The 20,255-nt window shown below is 67.8% G+C and carries 12 protein-coding genes; 8 read left to right on the top strand and 4 right to left on the bottom strand.

What is annotated here, in order from left to right:
• Positions 1-268: 268 nt before the first annotated feature.
• Both rnr and ACEYYA_RS12715 read right to left on the bottom strand, forming a co-directional pair.
• The gene (gene rnr / locus ACEYYA_RS12720; protein WP_374801215.1) at positions 269-2,506 is read right to left on the bottom strand and encodes a ribonuclease R; all 2,238 of its coding nucleotides are present in this window, start codon (positions 2,504-2,506) and stop codon (positions 269-271) included.
• A gap of 213 nt (positions 2,507-2,719) precedes the next feature.
• Positions 2,720-4,987, bottom strand: a complete 2,268-nt coding sequence (locus ACEYYA_RS12715; RefSeq protein WP_374801213.1) for an ATP-binding protein — start codon at positions 4,985-4,987, stop codon at positions 2,720-2,722.
• Between the two features lie 139 nt (positions 4,988-5,126).
• Here ACEYYA_RS12715 and ACEYYA_RS12710 point away from each other — a divergent pair, with 139 nt between their 5' ends.
• On the top strand, positions 5,127-10,589 hold the full coding sequence (locus tag ACEYYA_RS12710; protein ID WP_374801211.1) for an alpha-2-macroglobulin family protein: 5,463 nt from the start codon (positions 5,127-5,129) through the stop codon (positions 10,587-10,589).
• Complete coding sequence (gene pbpC / locus ACEYYA_RS12705; RefSeq protein ID WP_374801209.1) at positions 10,590-12,629, top strand: penicillin-binding protein 1C; 2,040 nt, start codon at positions 10,590-10,592, stop codon at positions 12,627-12,629.
• On the opposite strand, the gene ACEYYA_RS12700 is transcribed toward pbpC, so the two are convergent.
• Both ACEYYA_RS12700 and serB read right to left on the bottom strand, forming a co-directional pair.
• Complete coding sequence (locus ACEYYA_RS12700; protein WP_374801207.1) at positions 12,626-13,351, bottom strand: sterol desaturase family protein; 726 nt, start codon at positions 13,349-13,351, stop codon at positions 12,626-12,628. The genes pbpC and ACEYYA_RS12700 overlap by 4 nt on opposite strands.
• A 133-nt stretch (positions 13,352-13,484) precedes the next feature.
• A complete protein-coding gene (serB, locus tag ACEYYA_RS12695) occupies positions 13,485-14,357 on the bottom strand; it encodes a phosphoserine phosphatase SerB (protein WP_374801205.1) in 873 nt (290 codons plus the stop codon).
• A 76-nt stretch (positions 14,358-14,433) separates the two neighbouring features.
• Between serB and ACEYYA_RS12690 the strand changes: the two genes are divergently transcribed.
• The 6 genes from ACEYYA_RS12690 (at position 14,434) to ACEYYA_RS12665 (ending at position 20,177) form a co-directional block, all read left to right on the top strand.
• Positions 14,434-15,366: an L-lactate dehydrogenase gene (locus tag ACEYYA_RS12690; protein WP_374801203.1), complete on the top strand. Its 933-nt coding sequence runs from the start codon at positions 14,434-14,436 to the stop codon at positions 15,364-15,366.
• A gap of 172 nt (positions 15,367-15,538) precedes the next feature.
• Positions 15,539-16,684 carry a phosphoserine transaminase gene (locus tag ACEYYA_RS12685; protein ID WP_374801201.1) on the top strand — a complete coding sequence of 382 codons (1,146 nt, stop codon included), beginning with the start codon at positions 15,539-15,541 and terminating at the stop codon, positions 16,682-16,684.
• A gap of 100 nt (positions 16,685-16,784) precedes the next feature.
• A complete protein-coding gene (gene serA, locus ACEYYA_RS12680; protein WP_374801199.1) occupies positions 16,785-18,374 on the top strand; it encodes a phosphoglycerate dehydrogenase in 1,590 nt (529 codons plus the stop codon).
• Between the two features lie 64 nt (positions 18,375-18,438).
• A complete protein-coding gene (locus ACEYYA_RS12675; RefSeq protein ID WP_374801197.1) occupies positions 18,439-19,173 on the top strand; it encodes a metallophosphoesterase in 735 nt (244 codons plus the stop codon).
• Positions 19,170-19,721 (top strand): DUF2585 domain-containing protein, encoded by a 552-nt coding sequence (locus ACEYYA_RS12670; RefSeq protein ID WP_374801195.1) that lies wholly within the window; start codon positions 19,170-19,172, stop codon positions 19,719-19,721. The genes ACEYYA_RS12675 and ACEYYA_RS12670 overlap by 4 nt, the downstream gene beginning before the upstream one ends.
• Positions 19,722-19,730: 9 nt before the next feature.
• A complete protein-coding gene (locus ACEYYA_RS12665) occupies positions 19,731-20,177 on the top strand; it encodes a CreA family protein (RefSeq protein ID WP_374801193.1) in 447 nt (148 codons plus the stop codon).
• Positions 20,178-20,255: the final 78 nt, after the last annotated feature.

Genomic DNA, 20,255 nt, shown 5'->3' with positions numbered 1-20,255 from the left:
AAGCCGCAAAGCCTGGGCCTGTCCGCAACCTCGCAGATCGGCCGCGACGACGCTGTTTTCGTCGGCGACGTGTCGCGGCACAGCCCGCGCGCAGTGTCGACTGCCTGGCATGCAAGCGAAAACCGCAGCGCGCCCCATTGTCATACGCGCCATAGCCCCGTTTCAGGCGGCTTCACCGTCGCCGGATTACGTCGCCAACGCAGAAACCGTGACCATCAGGGCGCGGGGTCGCCACGGGCGCACATCACCCTTTCCCTTCAGCGATCGCTCAGACGCGCCGCGTTCGCTTGACCTTGCGCGACACGGCTGCGCCGCGCGCCTTGGCCGCGCCAATGCGTCGACCGCGCGCGCCCTTTTTGCCCGGGGTGGCCGCGGGCAAGCTGGCGCCATCGACCTCAAGCAGCTCAAGCATCAGGCCGCCGGTTACCGGGATCGCCTCGGCCAGGCGCACCGTCACGCGCTGCCCGATGCCGATGGTCAATCCACTGTCCGACCCCATCAGCGTCTGTGCGTCCTTGTCGAACAGGAAATACTCGCGCCCGATGTCGCGGATCGGGATCAGGCCGTCGGCGCCGGTCTGGTCCAGCTTGACGAAGGCGCCGAACCGCTGGACGCCGCTGATCCGGCCCGTGAACTCTTGCCCCACGCGATCCGACAGATAGGCCGCCAGATAGCGGTCGGTCGTGTCGCGTTCAGCCGCCATGCTGCGACGCTCGGCGTCAGATATCAGTTGCGCGGTTTCTTCAAGCTGTTCAACGTCTTGGGCCGACAAACCATCCTTGCCCCAGCTATGCCCGGAAATCAGGGCGCGATGCACGATCAGGTCGGCATAGCGCCGGATCGGACTGGTGAAATGTGCATAAGACCGCAGCGCCAGGCCGAAATGGCCATAATTTTCAGGGTAATAATACGCCTGCGTCATCGACCGCAGGGTGGTGACGTTGATCAGCTCATCGAAGTCCGTGCCTTCGGCCTGGGCCAGCAGCCGGTTCAGATGCGCGGTCTTCAGCACCTGGCCCTTGGCCAGCACAAAGCCCGAGGCCTGTGCGACCTCGCGCAGTGCGTCCAGTTTCAGCGGGCTCGGTTCTTCGTGCACGCGATACAGCAACGGGCGCTTCAGACGTTCCAACTCCTCGGCCGCCGCGACATTGGCCAGGATCATGAACTCTTCGATCAGCTTGTGCGCATCGAAACGGTCTCGAAAGCGCACCGACTGCACGCGGCCATCCGGGGTCAGCTCGATCTTGCGTTCGGGCAGGTCCAGATCCAGCGGCTGCCGATCATGGCGCGCCAGCTTTGCGGCCTCATAAGCGGCATAAAGCGGCGCAATGACATCCGCCATCATCGCGGCCGTCCGGTCCGAGGGGCGGCCGTCCTGCGCCTCTTGCACCTCGTCATATGACAGGCTGGCAACCGACCGGATCATCGCGCGGGTGAAGCGATGCGACGTTTTAAGGCCCTGGGCATCCAGCACCATCCGCACGGCGATCACCGGGCGGTCGACACCTTCATGAAGGCTGCACAGATCGCCCGACAGACGATCAGGCAGCATCGGCACAACGCGGTCGGGGAAATAGGTTGAATTGCCGCGTATGCGGGCCTCGCGGTCCAGCGCGCTGCCCGGCGTCACATAGGCCGCGACATCGGCAATGGCGACCCAGACGACATGGCCATCGCCCTCGGGATGGGCGTAACAGGCATCGTCGTGATCGCGCGCATCCGCCGGGTCGATGGTGCAAAATGGCAGATGGCGAAGATCCTCGCGCCCGCCAAGGCCGAGGGGGGTGGCGGCATCGGCCTCGGCGATCACCGCATCGGGAAAGTCGTCGGGAATCCCGTGCTGGTGAATGGCGATCAGGCTGACCGCCTTGGGGGCCGAAGGATCGCCAACCACATCGGTGATCCGCGCCTGCGGCAGGCCCATACGCCGACCGCCGATCTGTTTGGCCTCGACCAGCTCGCCATCCTGGGCGCCATGGGTGTCGCCCGCCGCCACGCGCCATTCGGTATCGGCGCCCTTGTCGATCGGCACGATCCGGCCGCCCTCGGGGCCGCGCCGGAAGATGCCGACCACCTTGTGCGGCGCAAAACCGATCTTGCGGATCAGGCGGGCCTCGTAATGCCAAGCTTCGCCCGTGACCGGCACCAGCTTACCCAGGAAACGGTCTCCCTCGGCGAGGGGTTGATCTGCGGCGCGCGGGCGGAAGAGGATGCGGGGGGCCGCGCCCTCGCCATCCCATTCCAGGGGCGTGGCGAATTGGTCGCCAGCCGCGTCAGGCGCGCCCATCCGCAGCACGGTCACTGGCGGCAGGCGGCCAGGATCGCGGAAGTTGCCGCGTTTGCGCGCGATCTGACCCTCGGCCTGAAGCTCTTTCAGCATCCGCTTCAGGTCGATCCGCGCCGCCCCCTTGATACCAAAGGCTTTGGCGATGTCGCGTTTGGCTGTCTCGCCCGGGTTTTCGGCGATCCAGTCGAGGATCTGTTGCTTGGTTGGCAAAGTGTTCATCGCGATAAGGTAATGTCGATCGGCCGCCGCGAACAGGGGCCGGATGGCAGATCGCGCGGATATTCCACCGCGGGGCACGTATTGCTGTCCGTCCCGACACCGCCCATCCCCCGATGGCGCAGGCAAGCCAGGCCGCCACGAGCTGCGAAAGCCATCGGACGCCGCGCCAGATCATGCGCTGCATGTCGCGCGCCACTTGTAAAAAGCCGCTCATCATGCCGCGCCCCCAACCGCCATCGGCGGGCGCAACAGATCGGGGTCGATCAGCGGCGTCACATCGGCCGGGAGGTGGCGGTTCAGTGCCTGGGTCAGGTCGTGACGACGAAACGGCTTGGCCAGCACCGCATCAGCACCGGCCGCGGCCAGTTCGGGGCCGATCTCATCGCTGGGATGGGCGGTCAGCGCGATGATCGGCACCGGATCCGCCCCGATCCGCCTTTCGGCCAGCCGAATGCGGCGCGTGGCCTCGATCCCGTCGAGTATGGGCATCGAGACGTCCATGAAGATCAGGTCGGGCCGGGTTTCATGCCACAGCGTCACCGCCTCTTGCCCGTTCGTCGCGAAGGTCAGATCGACGCCCATCGGTTCAAGCATCTTGCGCAGGACAAGCTGGTTGGTGCGGTTATCCTCGGCTGCAAGGATGCGCATCGGCCGCAGCTCGTCGGCGGGATGCTCGGGCTGCGGTGTTGTCAGACAGGGCGGCGGCAGCGCGCCCAGCACGGCGCGCAGCAGATCAGATCGCAGCGGCAGATCAAGAATGGCGGCAAAGCCGGCGGCATCGGCGCTATCGCGCACCGCAGCGCCGCATTCGGTCAGCAGAACGACCGGCACATGGCAGCCAACGGCTGCCAGCCGACCGACGAGGCCCGGCGCATCGCCGTCTCGCGGCATGTGATCGGCAATGATCAGGTCAAAGCCCGGCGGATCCTGCGCCGCGTCTTTGCGTGGCGCGGCGGGACGCGACAGCCGCACCACAGCGTGATCGGCAGCGGGGCAGCACGCGACCGCCAGCCCCCAGCCGCGCAGCATCCGCGCCACAACGGGCGCGCGGACGGGATGATCCGATACCAGCAACACCCGCGTCAGATCGCCGGGGGGTAACGGCGGCGGGGGCGGCGGCGCATCGGGTGCCAGCGCAACGCGCAGGCCAAGGTGGAAACACGCCCCCTGCCCCGGCGCGCTGTCGACAGTGACCTGCGCGCCCATCAACCGCGCCAGTTGATTGACGATGGCCAGGCCCAGACCGGTGCCCTGATACTGACGGCTGGTTTCATTCTCGACCTGATCGAACTCACCAAAGATCATCGCCTGATGTTCGGGCGCGATGCCGATACCGCTGTCTTCGACCGAAAGATCGACCTGCCAAAGCCCACCGCTGGCAGGGCTGGCTGCGGCGCGCAGGACGACATGGCCCGATGCGGTGAACTTGACCGCGTTGCCCAGAAGATTGGTCAGGATCTGGCGCAGCCGCAGCGGGTCGGCGATGATCCCGTCGGGCACCGACCCATCGACATCCAGCAGCAGCGCCAGCCCCTTGTCGCGCACCGATCCCTGCAACAGGGTCATCACTTCGGCCAGGCAGGCATGCAGGCTGATCGGTTCGGGGTATAGACGCAGCCGGTCGGCCTCGGCCTTGGACATGTCCAGGATGTCGTTGATCAGTGCCAGCATCGCATCGCCCGAGGATCGGATCGTCTCGGCACACAGGCGTTGATCGTCGGTCAGCGCGCTGTCGCACAGCAGTTCAGCCATGCCGACGATGCCGTTCATCGGAGTGCGGATTTCATGGCTCATATTCGCCAGGAAGGCGGATTTGGCGCGGCTCGCGCCCTCGGCCCGGCGACGGGCTTCGTCCAGCTCTGCCTCGCGCTGGATGGTGGCGGTGATGTCCGAGGCATAGCAGACCAGATCGCCGCCGTCGCCCCAGCGGTCGATCACCCGCAGGCTGCGCCCCCCGGCGATCGGCACCACCAGCGTTTCAGGGCGCGGCCGACGCACGCGGGCCATCATCAGGGCGATCCAATCGGCCCCGGCGATGCGATCCTGATCCAGAAGGCCAAGCTCGACCGTCTGCCGGATCATCGCCTCATAGGTCATGCCGCGCGTGATCGCGAAGGCAGGCGCGAAAAACGCGACATAGGAACGGTTTGCGGCCACCAGCCGCAGGTCGGAATCATAGACGGCAAAGCCGTCGCGAATGGTTTCCAGCGCGTTCCACAGCCGCCGCTGCGCGATCTGGACGGCGGCATTGGCGCGCTCGAGATCGGCCAGAACGCGGTGACGCTCACCCTTCAGCGCATCGGCCTGGGCGCGCGCGGCCTCAAGCCCGTGGCGCTGTTCGGCGATCTTGTCCGTCAGCGCGCGGGCCTGGCTGGCGATCCGTTCGCGCGCCGCCGCCAGTTCGGCCTGCACCGTATCCAGCCGCCGTTCCGCCGCCAGCCGCGCCCGCCGTTCGGCCGCCAGTTTTTCAGTAATGTTCACATTCGCGCCCCCGTTGCATTGCCCGATTCGCCGCCTCGGCCAGACTGGACCAGCAACCCTGAATCTTCCGTTAAAGCGTTCACAAAACAGTCGCTTGCCCGAATCCGGCGGGCATGAGAGGCTTCGCAATCGCCAATCCATGAGGCTTCCGATGCGCCTGATTTTCGCCGCCCTGATCGCCCTGCTGGCCAGCCCGGCCATCGCCCAGGACAACCTGCTGATTCCGGCCAAGCGTCTGGTCATCATGGAAAATACGGACATGCCGGGGGGTGATCTGGCGCAGGTCTTTGACGTCACCATGCAGCAATGCGAAGCCGCTTGCCTGGCCAATCCCGACTGTCAGGCGCTGACCTTCAACGCACGCAGCAACGCCTGTTTCCCAAAATCCGATCCGGGTGAAGCGGCGCCTTTTCAGGGCGCCTATTCTGCCGTGGTGATGACCGCCGAGCCGGCCGTCATCGCGCAGGCTGCGGCGCGTGCAGCGGCACTGCGCGAGATTGCGACGCCCTCGGACTTGGCGGCTGCACTGGCGCAGGCGCAGGGTCTGGGGCGCAATCATCTGGCCGGATCGGGCGATCTGTCGGCGCAGGACATGATCGACATGGCCGCGACAGCGCGCGACAGTGGCGACCCCGATACCGCGCTGCGGCTGACCGGGGCGGCGTTGTCGATTACCGATTCCGCCGATCAATGGCTGGAATATGCCCGGCTGGCGCTGATGGTCACGTCCCAGGGGCGCAGCACCATGCTGGATCAGTCCGCGCTTGCGGCGTTGAACGGCTATCTGCGCGCGCAGGGCGACCCGACCGCCGCCGAGGCCTTGGCCCAGTTCGCCACCGCGCGTGAGGAGCAGGGCCAGACCCGCCGCGCGTTGCAGGCGCTGCGGCTGGCTGCCGATCTGCACGGCCGCGACGATCTGATCGCCCTGCGCGATCAGGCCGAGGCCAAATACGGCTTTCGCATCATCGACCAGATTGTCGATGCCGATGGCACCGACCCGAAAATCTGCGCCGTATTTTCTGAAAATCTGGCCGAATCCGGTGTGGATTACGCGCCTTTCGTCGCGTTGCCGCGCAGCGGGCTGTCGGTGCAGGCCGCGAACGACCGGCTGTGCGTCGGCGGCCTGAACCATGGTGAGCGGGTGACTGTCACCTTTCGTCAGGGCCTCCCCTCGGGTGAGGGGCAGGTGTTGCGCGCCGATGTCGAGGCGAACCAGTATATCCGCGACCGCGCCCCGCAGGTCCGGTTCGAGGGGCGCGCCTATGTCCTTCCGCGCAGCGCCGATGCCGGGCTTCCGGTGGTCAGCGTCAACACCGACCGGCTGAACCTGGAGCTGATCCGCGTCGGCGACCGCAACCTGATCCGCAGCCTGCGCGAAGGCTTTCTGGGCCGCCCGATGGACGGCTGGTCGGCGGAATATGTCGGCGATCAGATGGGTCAGGTGGTCTGGACCGGCACCGCCGAGGTGCCGATGCAGGTCAATACCGACGTCACGACCCGCCTGCCCGTGCAAGAGGTAACCGGCCCGCTGGGTCCGGGGATCTATGCGCTTCAGGCCAGCGTGCCGATGAAGGATGCCGATCAGGTGCTTCCCGCGACGCAGTGGTTCGTGGTCTCGGACATCGGCATCACCTCGCTGGGCGGGGCGGATGGGCTGACGGTGGTGGCCCGCGCGCTGTCGGATGCCGCGGCGCTGCCGGGGGCCGAGGTCACGCTGCTGTCGCGTGCCAATGACGTGCTGGGGCAGGTCCGCGCCGACGATCAGGGCGTGGCGCGTTTCGATGCCGCGCTGACCACCGGCACCGGCGGTGCGGCCCCGGCTGCCGTGCAGGTCACGACCGGCGACGATCAGGATTTCGCCTTCCTGCCGCTGACCGACCCCGAATTCGACCTGTCCGACCGTGGCGTCGAGGGCCTGCCCCCCGCGCCGCCGGTCGATGTGTTCCTGACCACCGATCGCGGCGCCTATCGCGCGGGTGAGCTGATCAACGCCACGATCCTGGCCCGCACCCCCGAGGCCCGCGCCATTACCGGCCTGCCGCTGACCGCCGTGCTGACCCGCCCCGATGGGGTCGAGTTCGCCCGCCAGCCCGCGCCCGAAGCCGGTAGCGGCGGCCATGTGACAGCCTTTGCGATCCCCGCCACCGCGCCGCGTGGCACCTGGCGGCTGGATGTGCTGGCCGACCCCAAGGCCCCGGCCTTGGCCAGCACCCGCGTCCTGGTCGAGGATTTCCTGCCCGAACGGCTGGATTTCACGCCGGTCCTGCCCGAAGGCCCGCTGGCGCATGGCACCACGCCGGTGATGTCGCTGGATGCGCGCTACCTGTTCGGCGCGCCCGCCGCCAACCTGCCGGTCGAGGGCGAAGTGCGGCTATCCCCCGCCTCGGCGCTGCCGGGCTTTGATGGCTACAGCTTCGGGCTGCTGGATGCGCGGTTCGACCCGGTGACCGAGGTTCTGCCCGCCGCCGTGACCGACGATCAGGGTCGCCTGTCGCTGCCGCTGACGCTGCCCGAAACCGGCCCGGACGGCGACCGTCCGCTGACCGCGCGGCTGACCGTCGCGGTGCGCGAAGGCTCGGGTCGGCCGGTGGAACGGCAGGTCGAACGGTTGCTGATGCCCGAACGCACCGTGATCGGCATCAAACCCTTGTTCGAGGGTGGCGCCGTTGCCGAGGGGCAGCCCGCCGGGTTCCAGATCATCGCCGTCGGCCCCGACGGACAGCCCAGGGACACCACTGCAACCTGGGTCATCAACCGGGTCGAGACCGATTACCAATGGTATGCGCTGGACGGCAGTTGGCAGTATGAGCCGATCACCCGCCGCAGCCAGATCGCCACCGGAACCGTGCAGGTCGGCGCCGACGCGCCCGCGCGCATTGACCACCCGGTCGATTGGGGCCGGTATGAGGTGGTGGTGACGGCCGATGGCGGCGGTGCAAGCTCGATCGGGTTTGACGCGGGCTGGTATACCGCTTCGGGCGCGATGCAGACGCCCGACCGCATGGGCGTGTCGCTGGACCGTCCCGCCTATCGCGCGGGCGACACCGCCCAGGCCCGGATCGAGGCCCCTGCCGATGGCATCGCGCTGGTCTCGGTCCTGTCGAACCGGGTCGTCGATCTGAAAATGGTGCCGGTCAAGGCCGGGGCCAATACCGTTGATCTGCCTGTGACCGAGGCTTGGGGCGCGGGCGTCTATGTGACCGCCAGCGCCATCCGCCCGGTGGCCACCTCCGCCAGTCGCGCGCCGGTGCGGGCGCTTGGGCTGGCCTATGCGCCGGTCGATCCGGGTGATCGCAAGCTGGCAGCGGTGCTGGACATGCCCGCCGAGGCCGACCCGCGCGGCACCCTGCCCGTCACCTTGCGCGTCAGCGGCGCGCAGGGCCAGACCCATGCCACCATCGCCGCCGTCGATCTGGGCATCCTGAACCTGACGCGCTTTACCGCGCCCGATCCGCAGGGCCATTACTTTGGCCAGCGTCGCCTGGGCGTCGCGTTGCGCGACCTGTACGGGCGGCTGATCGACGGGCAGTCGGGCCAGATGGGCGCGCTGCGCGCCGGGGGCGATGCGCAAAACGCGCTGAACCTGCAAGCCCCGCCGCCGACCGAAGAACTGATGTCGTTCTTTTCCGGCCCGATCACCCTTGCAGCCGATGGCACCGCAACCGTCGATGTGCCGCTGCCGGCCTTCAACGGCACGGTGCGCGTGATGGCGGTGGTCTGGTCCGATCAGGGCGTCGGCCAGGCCTCGGGCGATGTGCTGGTGCGCGATCCCGTCGTGGTCACGGCCAGTGCGCCGCGCTTCCTTGCGCCCGGCGACCAGGCACGGGTGCTGCTGGAGCTGACCCATGCCAGCGGCCCGTCCGGCCAGATGCAACTGGCGGCGACCGGGCAAGGCATTGCCTTGGGCGATCTGCCCGCCAGCGTCGATCTGGCCGACAAGGGCAGCGCCCGGCTGTCGCTGCCGATCACCGCGCCCGATCACGACGGGCTGGCTGGGATCGACGTGACGCTGACCACGCCCGATGGCAAGGCGCTGACACGCCATCTGGCGATTCCGGTGCAGTCGATGGATCCCGAAGTGACCCGGCAAAGCCGCCTGACCTTGGCGGCCGGGCAAAGCCTGACGCTGGATGCCGACCTCTTGTCGGGCATGGTGCCGGGCAGTGGCCGGGCGCTGCTCAGCATCGGCGCGATGGCGCGGCTGGACAGCGCGGCGATCATGGCCGGGCTGGCCAGCTATCCCTATGGCTGCACCGAACAGGTCACCTCGCAGGCGATCCCGCTGTTGGCGTTCGAAACCCAGGGCGGCGATCTGCCCGGCACCGAACAGGCGGGCGAGCGGATCGACCAGGCCATCGCCAAGGTGCTGACTCGGCAAGACAGCAACGGTGCCTTCGGTCTGTGGGAGCCGGGTTCCGGTGACGGCTGGCTGGATGCCTATGTCACCGACTTCCTGTCGCGCGCCAAGTCGGCGGGCCACGCGGTTCCCGAACCGGCCCTGCGTCAGGCGCTGAACAACCTGAAGAACCAGGTGAACTACGCCGCCGATTTCGACGCCTCGACCCCCGAGGCGGGCAGCGCCCTGGCGTATCAACTAATGGTCCTTGCGCGCGAGGGCGCGGCGGCGGTGGGCGATCTGCGCTATTACGCCGATGTGAAGGCGGGCGATTTCGGCAACCCGCTGGCGGTGGCGCAACTGGGCGCGGCCCTGGCCCATTACGGCGATCAGACCCGCGCCGATGCGCTGTTCCGGCGCGCTGCCGGGATGCTGGCCCCGGTGGGTAGCGACGAGCCGCAGCTTTTCCGCGCCGATTACGGCACTCATCTGCGCGACCGCGCCGGGGTGCTGGCCCTGGCGATTGCGGCGGGTTCCTCGGTCGCGGATGATGCGGGGCTGGGGGCGTCGCTGGCGGCAAGCCTGTCGGGCCAGCCGCTATCCCCGCAAGAGGCGATGTGGTCGCTGCTGGCGGCGGGCGCGGCGCTGGATCAGCCGGGCACGGCGGGTTTTACGCTGAACGGCCAGCCCCTGACCGGTCGTCTGGTGCGCGACGTGACCCCGCAGGGCGCGGCGCAGCCGGTGGTGCTGTCGAACGCCACCAACCGGGATGAGGCAGTAACGCTGACCCTGACCGGCGTGCCGCAGGCCCCCGAACCCGCGGGCGGCAAGGGCTATACGATCACCCGGTTGTATTTCACCCCCGATGGCCAGCCGATCGACGCCACCCAGGTCGCCACCGGCACCCGCATGGTCGCGGTGATCGAGGTTACGCCGCACGGCGGCACCGGCACCGGCGGGCGGCTGATGGTCGACGCCCCCCTGCCCGCCGGGTTCGAGATCGACAACCCGCATCTGCTGGCCAGCGGCGACACCGCCGATCTGGCATGGCTCAACACCACCGATCAGGTCGCCTTCTCGCAGTTCCGGCAGGACCGCTTCCTGACCGCGCTGGACTGGACGGATGGCGCGCCCTTCCGGCTGGCCTATGGGCTGCGCGCGATCACGCCCGGCAGCTTCCACCACGCCGCCGCCACCGTGCAGGACATGTATCGCCCCGATTGGCGCGCCTGGACCGACAGCGGGCGGGTGGTGGTGGCCGACTAGATGCGCGCCCGCTGGCTGATCGCGGGGGCGCTGTCGCTGGCGCTGATCGGCGGTCTGCGCGACCGGTTCGACGATTGGGTGGCGGCGACCGACCTGCCGCCGCTGATCGTCGCCACCGGGGCCGAGGTGGTCGCCCGCGATGGCAGCCTGTTGCGCGCCTTTCCGGTGGCCGATGGCCGCTGGCGGCTGGACCCCGGCCCGGTCGATGCGACCTTCATCGCCATGCTGCTGGCGCATGAGGATCGGCGCTTCCACATCCATCACGGCATTGACCCGCTCGCGCTGCTGCGCGCCGCCGGGCAGGCCCTGCGTCACGGCCGACTGGTGTCGGGCGGGTCGACCCTGACCATGCAGACCGCCCGCCTGCTTGAGGAAGGGCCGACCGGCCAATGGTCAGGCAAGCTGCGCCAGATGCGCGTCGCCCTGGCGCTGGAGCGGCGGCTGAGCAAGGAGCAGATCCTGGACCTGTATCTGCGCCTCGCGCCCTATGGCGGCAACCTTGAAGGGGTGCGCGCCGCCAGCCTGTCGTGGTTCGGCAAGGAGCCTCGCCGCCTGACCCCCGCGCAGGCCGCGCTGCTGGTCGCGATCCCGCAAAGCCCAGCCGCCCGTCGCCCGGACCGTGCCCCCGATGCGGCGCGCGCCGCGCGGGGCCGGGTGCTGGACCGCGCCCTTGCCACGGGCGTGCTGGATGCCGACAGCGCCCGCGCCGCCCAGGCCGAGGCCCTGCCCCGCGCCCGCCGCCCCTTTCCGGCGCTGGCCCCGCATCTGACCGCGCGCCTGCATACCGCCGATCCAATGGCCCCGCGCATCGCCACCACCATCGACCCGGCGCTGCAACGGCTGGCCGAACGGCTGGCCGCCCGCGCCGTCACCGGCCAGACCGCGCGGGTCAGCGCCGCGATCCTGCTGGCCGACCACCGCACGGGTGAGGTGCTGGCCAGCGTCGGCGGGGCCGAATGGACCGATGACGCCCGCGCCGGTTTCCTGGACCTGACGCAGGCGGTGCGCTCGCCCGGATCGACGCTGAAACCGTTCGTCTATGCCTTGGCGTTCGACGACGGCCTGGCCCATCCCGAGACCCTGATCGAGGACACGCCGGTCGCCTTTGGCACCTATGCCCCGCAGAACTTCGACCGGGCGTTTCGCGGCACGGTGACGATCCGGGCGGCGCTGCAAGCATCGCTCAACATCCCGGTCGTGCGGCTGACCGAGGCGCTTGGCCCGGCCCGGCTGATCGACACGCTGGCCCGCGCCGGGGCGCGTCCGCGCCTGCCGGGCGGCGGGCGGGCGGGGCTGGCGGTGGCGCTTGGCGGCGCCGGGATGACGCTTGAGCAGCTGACCACGGCCTATGCAGGCCTGGCGCAGGGTGGGCAGGTGGTCACGCTGTCGCCCCTGCCCGGCGCGGGGGGGCTGGGCAAAGGGCGGATGTTCGGCCAGGTCGCGGCCTGGCAAGTCGGCAACATCCTGTCCGGCGTGGTTCCCCCCGCGGGCGGAACCATCGGCCGCATCGCCTGGAAAACCGGCACCAGCTACGGCAACCGCGACGCCCTGGCGATGGGCTATGACGGCCGGCTGGTGGCCGGGGTCTGGCTGGGTCGGGCCGATGGCACGCCGGTGCCGGGGGCCTTTGGCGGCGATCTGGCCGCGCCGGTGCTGTTCGACCTGTTCGACGGTGCAGCCAGCCGTAGCGCGCCGCTGCCGCCGCCCCCCGCCGCCACGCTGACCCTTGCCACAGCCGCCCTGCCGCCACGCCTGCAACGCTTTCGCCCACCGGGTGCCGCGCTGTCCGACACCGCCGCCGACGCCCCCGAACTGGCCTTCCCCCCCGACGGCGCCGAGATCGAGGCCCCCCTGGGCCGCCTGATCGTCAAGATCCGGGGCGGTCGCGCGCCCTTTACGGTGCTGGCCAACGGTGCGCCCGCCGCCCTGTCCCAACCCCGCCCCGAGGCCGAAATCGCCGTTCCCGCCAAGGGCTTTCTGGCGCTGACCGTGATCGACGCGCTTGGCCGGTCGGCCAGTGCCAGCGTTCGCCTGCGCTAACCCCGCGCCGCCCGCGCGATCTCATCGGCGCTCAGCCCGTAAAAAGCCGCGAACCGCTGCCGCGCCGCGATCAGGCGCGGATCGTCGGGGCGCATCCCCAAGGTGCGGATGAACTCGACCCGCTGCGCCGATTTCAGCGCCTCGCGGTCGATCGCGGTGCCCATCACGCGGTCGATCACCTCACCGCCCGCCGTCACATGGAACCATTTGGTAAAGTCGCGGAAATGGTGCTGGTTGTGCAGCGTGGCGACATGGCGTTCGACAGCCGTCTTGGTGCAGGGCACATGCGCGGTGGTATGAAACCATTCATAGGCCAGAAACGTCGCCGCGCCACCGACCATCACCAGCGCCGCAGCACCCCCAAAGGGCCTGTCAAAGCCGACCAGTGCCAGCACCGCCCAGACCAGGGCAAAGTTGATCGCCAGCACCGGGATCACCACGAATTCGGGCGCGAAGATCAGCCGGGTGTTGGTCGGGAAATCGTGATGGCCATAATGCGCGCGATAGAGCAGATCGAACGCCCATTGTGCGCGTGGCGGCGGCAGATGAAAGATGAACCGGTGCAGCCCGTATTCGTTCAGCATCTGCAACGGGATACCCAGAACCGCCAGCGCCCACAGCCAGCCGCCCCCCGCGCCCAGCACAAGGGCGATGCCCAGCACCACCACCGCGATCATCATCAGAATGGACCGATGCCCCAGCATCAACCGGACCCGCGACATGCGCACCTCCCCCGCTGCCCAAGGCAACAGACTGCCATATCGCCCCCGCAAGGCAATGATGACGCAGGGTCAGCCCTTCTTTCTTGCCCCAATACGCCGGGGGAACGGCCGCAGGCCGTGGGGGCAGCGCCCCCTAACCCGCGACGAATTGATCGCGGGCATAACCCTGAAGGAACAGCAGCGCGCTTAAATCGCCATGGTTGATGCGCAGATCGCATTCCGCCGCGACCGAGGGCTTGGCGTGCAGCGCCACGCCCGCCCCGGCCAGATGCAGCATCCCCAGATCATTGGCGCCATCGCCCACCGCCATCACCTGCGCGGGGGTGATCCCCAGCCGGGCGGTGATGTCGCGCAGCGCATCGACCTTGGCCTGCCGCCCCAGGATCGGGCGCGCGACGTCACCCGTCAGGTGACCGGCCTCGGCCAACAGGGTATTCGCGCGATGCTCATCAAAGCCCAGTTGCGCCGCCACCGCCCCGGTAAAGGCCGTGAACCCGCCCGAGACCAGCGCCGCATGGCCCCCTTGCGCCTTCATCGTCGCGATCAATTCGCGCCCGCCGGGGGTCAGGGTGATGCGTTCGGCCAGCACCTGCGCGATGACGGTTTCGGGCAGGCCCTTCAACAGGCCGACACGCTCGATCAGCGCGCCCTCGAAATCCAGTTCGCCATTCATCGCCCGCGCGGTGATCGCGGCGACGCGGGGGCCGACGCCGGCCATGTCGGCCAGTTCGTCGATACATTCCTGGCCGATCATGGTGCTGTCCATATCGGCCAAAAGCATCGCCTTGCGCCGCCCCTCGGCGGGCTGGATGGCCAGATCGACCTGCATCTGCTGCACATCGGCCCAGACCTGCCAGCGATTGTCGGGCATCTGCCCCAGCGTGAACTCGGCAGCCTCGCCCGGCGACAGCCAGCGCGCGTCATGCCCGCCCCAGGCGGTCATCAGCGCCTGAACCAGGCTTTCCTGCACCCCGCCGGGGCGCGCGATCAGACTGACGATGAACATGGGGCCTCCCTGCGCTCTTGCGCTTTGCTTAGACTGCGGGCCACAAAAGCACCAGCATCAGCCAAAGGGGACCGCCATGAAGATCGGAATCGTCGGCGCCGGGATGGTGGGGGCAACCGCCGCCTATGCCATCGCACTGGGGGGCCATGCCCATGACATCGTGCTGGTCGATGTGAATGCCGATCTGGCGCGCGCCCAGGCCCAGGACATCGCCCATGCGCTGCCCTTTGCCGGGCATTGCGACCTGCGCGCGGGCGATTACGCCGATCTGGCCGGGGCGGGCATCGTCATCATCGCCGCCGGTGTCAGCCAGAAGGACGGAGAGACGCGGATCGACCTGTTGGCGCGCAATGCCGACGTGTTCCGGCTGGTGCTGGATCAGGTGCTGGCCGCCACCCCCGATGCGGTGCTGCTGATCGCCAGCAACCCGGTCGATGTGATGACCGGCATCACCGTGCGATTGACCGGGCTGCCGCCCTCGCGGGTGATCGGGTCGGGCACGATCCTGGATTCGGCGCGCTTCCGGCATCTGATCGGTCAGCATCTGGGCGTCGATCCCCGGTCGGTGCATGGCTATGTGCTGGGCGAGCATGGCGATAGCGAGGTGCTGGCCTGGTCATCCACCCGTGTCGGCGCGCTGCCGCTTGACGAAGCCGCCGAAAGCCTGGGCCGCCCGATCACCGATCAGGTCCGCGCCCGCATCGACCAAGGCGTGCGCGCCGCCGCCTACAAGATCATCAAGGGCAAGGGCTCGACCTATTACGGCATCGGCGCGGGGCTGGCGCGGCTGGTGGCGGCGATTGGCGGGGATGACCGGTCGGTGCAGTCAGTCTCGATCCTGACCGGGGACGTGCTGGGGGTGGCCGACACGCCGGTCTCGATTCCGCGCGTTCTGGGGCGGGCGGGGGTGATCGCCGATCTGATGCCCAGCCTGAACAGCGATGAGAGCGAGGCTCTGGCCCATTCCGCCCGGCTGATGGCCGACCTGCTGGCCGAGGTGAAGATCTAGCCCCGCCACCGGGCCACGACGCTTTGGCCGCCGTCTGCGACATTTTCAGCCCGCATCGGTCGAAAGGCGCAGGCCGCGATTTTCCCACTTGTGCGGAATCAGGTCGGCTTGTATCCGCGTCAGTGGGACACGCCGCCCCAACGCGGTGCCAATTAGCTGGAAGGCTATACAGATGGTTGAAAACACCCCGGTCGCGCGACCGGTCAATCCGCGCTTCTCGTCTGGCCCCTGCGCCAAGATCCCCGGTTACAATCTTGAGATGCTGAGCGACGCCCCCCTGGGCCGGTCGCATCGCGCCGCCATCGGCAAGGCCAAGCTGGCCGAGGCGATCGAGCTGACGCGCGACGTGCTGGGCGTGCCCGCCGATTATCGCATCGGTATCGTGCCGGGGTCGGATACCGGTGCCGTTGAAATGGCGATGTGGTCGCTGCTGGGCGCGCGTGGCGTGGAAATGCTGGCCTGGGAAAGCTTCGGCGAAGGCTGGGTCACCGATGTGGTCAAGCAGTTGAAGCTGGATGCGACGGTGCGCAAGGCCGCTTACGGCGAGATCGTGGATTTCGCGGAAGTCGATTTCGACAAGGATGTGGTGTTCACCTGGAACGGCACCACCAGCGGCGTGCGCGTGCCGAATGGTGACGCGATCCCCGCGACCCGCGCGGGCCTGACGATCTGCGACGCGACCAGTGCCGCTTTTGCCATGGACCTGCCGTGGCCAAAGCTGGATGTGGTCACCTTTTCCTGGCAGAAGGTGCTGGGCGGCGAGGGCGGACATGGCGTCCTGATCCTGTCGCCCCGCGCGGTCGAGCGGCTGGAAAGCCATACCCCCGCCTGGCCGATGCCGAAGATCTTCCGCATGACCAAGGGCGGCAAGCTGATCGAAGGCATCTTCAAGGGTGAAACGATCAACACGCCGTCCATGCTGTGCGTCGAGGATTACCTGGTCAGCCTGAAATGGGCGCAGTCGATCGGGGGCCTGCCGGGCCTGATCGCCCGCTGCGATGCGAATGCCAAGGCGGTGCGCGACTTCATGGCGACCCGCGACTGGATCGCCGATCTGGCGGTGGACCCGGCGACGGCTTCGACCACCTCGGTCTGCGTGAAGTTCACCGATCCGGCGATCAAGGACGGCGCGGCCTTCGCCAAGGCCGTCGCCAAGCGGCTTGAGAAAGAGGGCGTGGCGCTGGATGCCGGCGCCTATCGCGACGCGCCCCCCGGCCTGCGGATCTGGTGCGGGGCCACGGTGGAAACCGCCGATGTCGCGGCGCTGATGCCCTGGATCGAATGGGCCTATCGCGCCGAACTGGCCGCGCAAGGTTGAAAGGGCGGGGGGGCCTGCTGCCCCCCCGCGCGCCCCCGCGAATATTTCCCAACAGAAGAAGGGGCAGGCCGCGCGCCACCCTTTTCAGAGGATAACCGACATGCCGAAGGTTCTTGTTTCCGACAAGCTGAGTGAAACCGCCGTCCAGATCTTTCGTGATCGCGGCGTCGATGTGGATTATCTGCCCGATCTGGGCAAGGACAAGGAGAAGCTGGCCGAGGTGATCGGCCAGTATGACGGGCTGGCGATCCGGTCGGCCACAAAGGTGACCGAAAAGATCCTGGAGAAGGCGACCAATCTGAAGGTGGTCGGCCGCGCCGGGATCGGGGTCGACAATGTGGACATTCCGGCCGCCTCGAAAAAGGGCGTGATCGTGATGAACACGCCCTTCGGCAACAGCGTCACCACCGCCGAACATGCCATCGCGCTGATGTTCGCCGTTGCCCGACAACTGCCCGAGGCCAGCGTTTCCACCCATGAAGGCAAGTGGGAGAAGAACCGCTTCATGGGCGTCGAGGTGTTCAACAAGACCCTGGGCCTGATCGGCGCGGGCAATATCGGCAGCATCGTGGCCGACCGCGCCCTGGGCCTGAAGATGAAGGTCGTCGCCTATGACCCCTTCCTGTCCGAGGAGCGCGCCAAGGAGATGGGCGTCAAGAAGGTCGAGCTGGACGAGCTGCTGGCCCGCGCGGACTTCATCACCCTGCATGTGCCGCTGACCGACAAGACCCGCAACATCCTGTCGCGTGAGGCCCTGGCCAAGACCAAGAAGGGCGTGCGCATCGTCAATGCCGCGCGCGGCGGGCTGATCGACGAGGAGGCGCTGTTCGATGCGCTGAAATCGGGGCAGGTCGCGGGCGCGGCGTTGGATGTGTTCGCCACTGAACCGGCCACCGAAAGCCCGCTGTTTGGCCTGCCGAACGTCGTCTGCACGCCGCACCTGGGCGCCTCGACCACCGAGGCGCAAGAGAATGTAGCACTGCAAGTCGCCGAGCAGATGTCGGATTATCTGCTGACCGGCGCCGTTCAGAACGCCCTGAACATGCCCAGCGTCACCGCCGAGGAAGCCGCCGTCATGGGGCCGTGGATCAAGCTGGCGGGGCATCTGGGGGCCTTTATCGGGCAGATGACCGACGATCCGATCAAGGCGATCAACGTGCTGTATGACGGCACGGCGGCCACGATGAACCTGAACGCGCTGAATGCGGCGGTGATCGCGGGCGTGATGAAGGCGACCAACCCCGATGTGAACATGGTCAGCGCCCCGATCATCGCCAAGGATCGCGGCATTCAGGTGGCGACCACCCATCAGGCCAAGCACGGCATCTTTGACGGCTATATCAAGGTCACCGTCGTCACCGACAAGCAGGAACGATCCATCGCCGGGACGGTGTTCAGCGACGGCAAGCCGCGCTTCATCCAGATCCGCGGCATCAATGTCGATGCCGAGATCGGCGCGCATATGCTGTATACCCGCAACAAGGACGTGCCCGGCGTGATCGGCACCCTGGGCATGACGCTGGGCGGCATGGGCGTGAACATCGCCAACTTCACCCTGGGCCGGTCGGAATCGGGCGGCGATGCGATCGCCATCCTGTATCTGGACGAAGCCCTGCCCGATCATGTGCGCGACGTGCTGGTGGCGACCGGCAAGTTCGAACAGGTCAAGCGGCTAAGCTTTGCGGTCTGATCCGACCCGGATGGACATTGCCCGCCCCCGGTCGCAGGATCGGGGGCGTTTTCATGGGGACGACATGCGCATCTATGCGATCGGCGACATTCACGGACATCTGGACCTGCTGCGCGCCGCGCATCAGCGGATCGCAGCGGACCGCGCGCTGACCGGTGACGCAAGCGCGCCGGTCGTTCATATCGGCGATCTGGTGGATCGCGGCCCCGACAGCCGCGGCGTGATCCAGCATCTGATTGACGGGCAGCGCGCGGGCCAGCCCTGGGTCGTGCTGAAGGGCAATCACGACCGCATGTTCCTTGGCTATCTGGACGATCCGCATTTCCGCGATCCCGGCCTTAAATCCGACAAGGGCTGGCTGAACCCCGCGCTTGGCGGCGATGCGACGCTGCGCAGCTATGGCGTGGCGAACCCCGGCGACCGCCCCATCGGCCCCGTCCATGCCGAGGCACGCGCCGCCGTGCCGCCGGCGCATCGTGACTGGCTGACGCGGCTGCCGACGATCCATTCGCATCCGCTGGCGGTCTTTGCCCATGCCGGCATCCGGCCCGGCGTCGCGCTGCACGATCAGATCGAGGATGATCTGGTCTGGATCCGCGAACCCTTTCTATCCGACGAACGCGACCATGGTCGGCTGATCGTGCATGGCCATACCGCGATCAAGGCCGCGACCCATTACGGCAACCGGCTGAATATCGACAGCTCGGTCGCCTATGGCGGCCCGCTATCGGCGGTGGTGATCGAACCGGATGGGGTGTTTCTGCTGACCGATGACGGTCGGCAGGCGCTGCGGTCATGATCCGCCCCGCGCCGCTGATCCTGCTGATCGTCACCGTCACCGCCGCCATCCTGCTGGCGATGGGGCGGGTGGCGATCTGTGCCTGCGGCACCATCAAGCTGTGGCATGGCGCAACGATGAGCGCCGAGAACTCGCAGCACCTGACGGATTGGTATACGCCCTCGCATATCCTGCACGGGCTGATCTTTTACGCGGCTCTGCACCTGTTCGCGCCCCGCTTGTCGCTGGGCTGGCGGCTGGTGATCGCCACACTGATCGAAGCCGCGTGGGAGATTGTCGAGAACAGCCCCGCCATCATCGACCGTTACCGCGCGGTCACCATCGCGCTGGATTACTATGGCGATTCCGTTGTGAACTCGCTGGCGGACATCGGCGCGATGATGATCGGATTTGCCCTGGCGCGCCTCTTGCCGGTCTGGGTCAGCATCGCCATCTTCATCCTGGCCGAGGCGGTGACGATGCTGGTGATCCGCGACGGCCTGATCTTGAACGTGCTGATGCTGGTCTGGCCGCTGCAAGCGATCCGCGACTGGCAGGCCGCCCTGTAGGAAGAACCGATGAAAGCCATGATCGCCGCCGCCCTGCTGATCGCCACCCCCGCCCTGGCCGATGAAGTCGGCCGCGTCGGCGTTGACTGGGTGGGCAATGACATCGTGATCGAGGCGATCCACGACCCGAAGGTGCAGGGTGTCACCTGCCATCTGGCCTATTTCGACCGGTCCTTCATCGACCGGGTGTCGAATGGCAACTGGTTCGAGGATCCGTCGAACAGTGCGATCCAATGCGCGCAGACCGGCCCGATCAACCTGGGCGACATCGCCAAAGGCCCCAAGGGCGAGGAGGTGTTTTCCGAAAGCCGGTCGCTGTTCTTCAAGTCGCTGCGGGTGCGGCGCATCTATGATGAGGCCAATCAGGTGCTGGTCTATCTGGCTCATGCCAATGAACTGACCCAGGGCAGCGCCAAGATGTCGATCGCGACGATCCCGCTGACCCCGCAGAAGTGACGCCCCGGCGCGCGCCATCCTTTTGGCTGACAACCGCCCCCGGTCCTGTCTAACATGACGCCGACCAACAGGGGGGTT

The sequence above is a fragment of the Paracoccus zhouxuedongae genome (assembly GCF_041927815.1).
In the GTDB taxonomy this organism is placed as follows: Bacteria; Pseudomonadota; Alphaproteobacteria; order Rhodobacterales; family Rhodobacteraceae; genus Paracoccus.
The sequence above is the reverse complement of the archived record's forward strand: the minus strand, read 5'-3'. Positions and strand labels throughout refer to the sequence as shown.

Coding starts and splice junctions, on each gene's coding strand:
- rnr (WP_374801215.1), bottom strand. CDS start 2,506: ATGAACACTTTGCCAACCAAGCAACAGATCCTCGACTGGATCGCCGAA.
- ACEYYA_RS12710 (WP_374801211.1), top strand. CDS start 5,127: ATGAGGCTTCCGATGCGCCTGATTTTCGCCGCCCTGATCGCCCTGCTG.
- pbpC (WP_374801209.1), top strand. CDS start 10,590: ATGCGCGCCCGCTGGCTGATCGCGGGGGCGCTGTCGCTGGCGCTGATC.
- ACEYYA_RS12700 (WP_374801207.1), bottom strand. CDS start 13,351: ATGTCGCGGGTCCGGTTGATGCTGGGGCATCGGTCCATTCTGATGATG.
- serB (WP_374801205.1), bottom strand. CDS start 14,357: ATGTTCATCGTCAGTCTGATCGCGCGCCCCGGCGGGGTGCAGGAAAGC.
- ACEYYA_RS12690 (WP_374801203.1), top strand. CDS start 14,434: ATGAAGATCGGAATCGTCGGCGCCGGGATGGTGGGGGCAACCGCCGCC.
- ACEYYA_RS12685 (WP_374801201.1), top strand. CDS start 15,539: ATGGTTGAAAACACCCCGGTCGCGCGACCGGTCAATCCGCGCTTCTCG.
- serA (WP_374801199.1), top strand. CDS start 16,785: ATGCCGAAGGTTCTTGTTTCCGACAAGCTGAGTGAAACCGCCGTCCAG.
- ACEYYA_RS12675 (WP_374801197.1), top strand. CDS start 18,439: ATGCGCATCTATGCGATCGGCGACATTCACGGACATCTGGACCTGCTG.
- ACEYYA_RS12670 (WP_374801195.1), top strand. CDS start 19,170: ATGATCCGCCCCGCGCCGCTGATCCTGCTGATCGTCACCGTCACCGCC.
- ACEYYA_RS12665 (WP_374801193.1), top strand. CDS start 19,731: ATGAAAGCCATGATCGCCGCCGCCCTGCTGATCGCCACCCCCGCCCTG.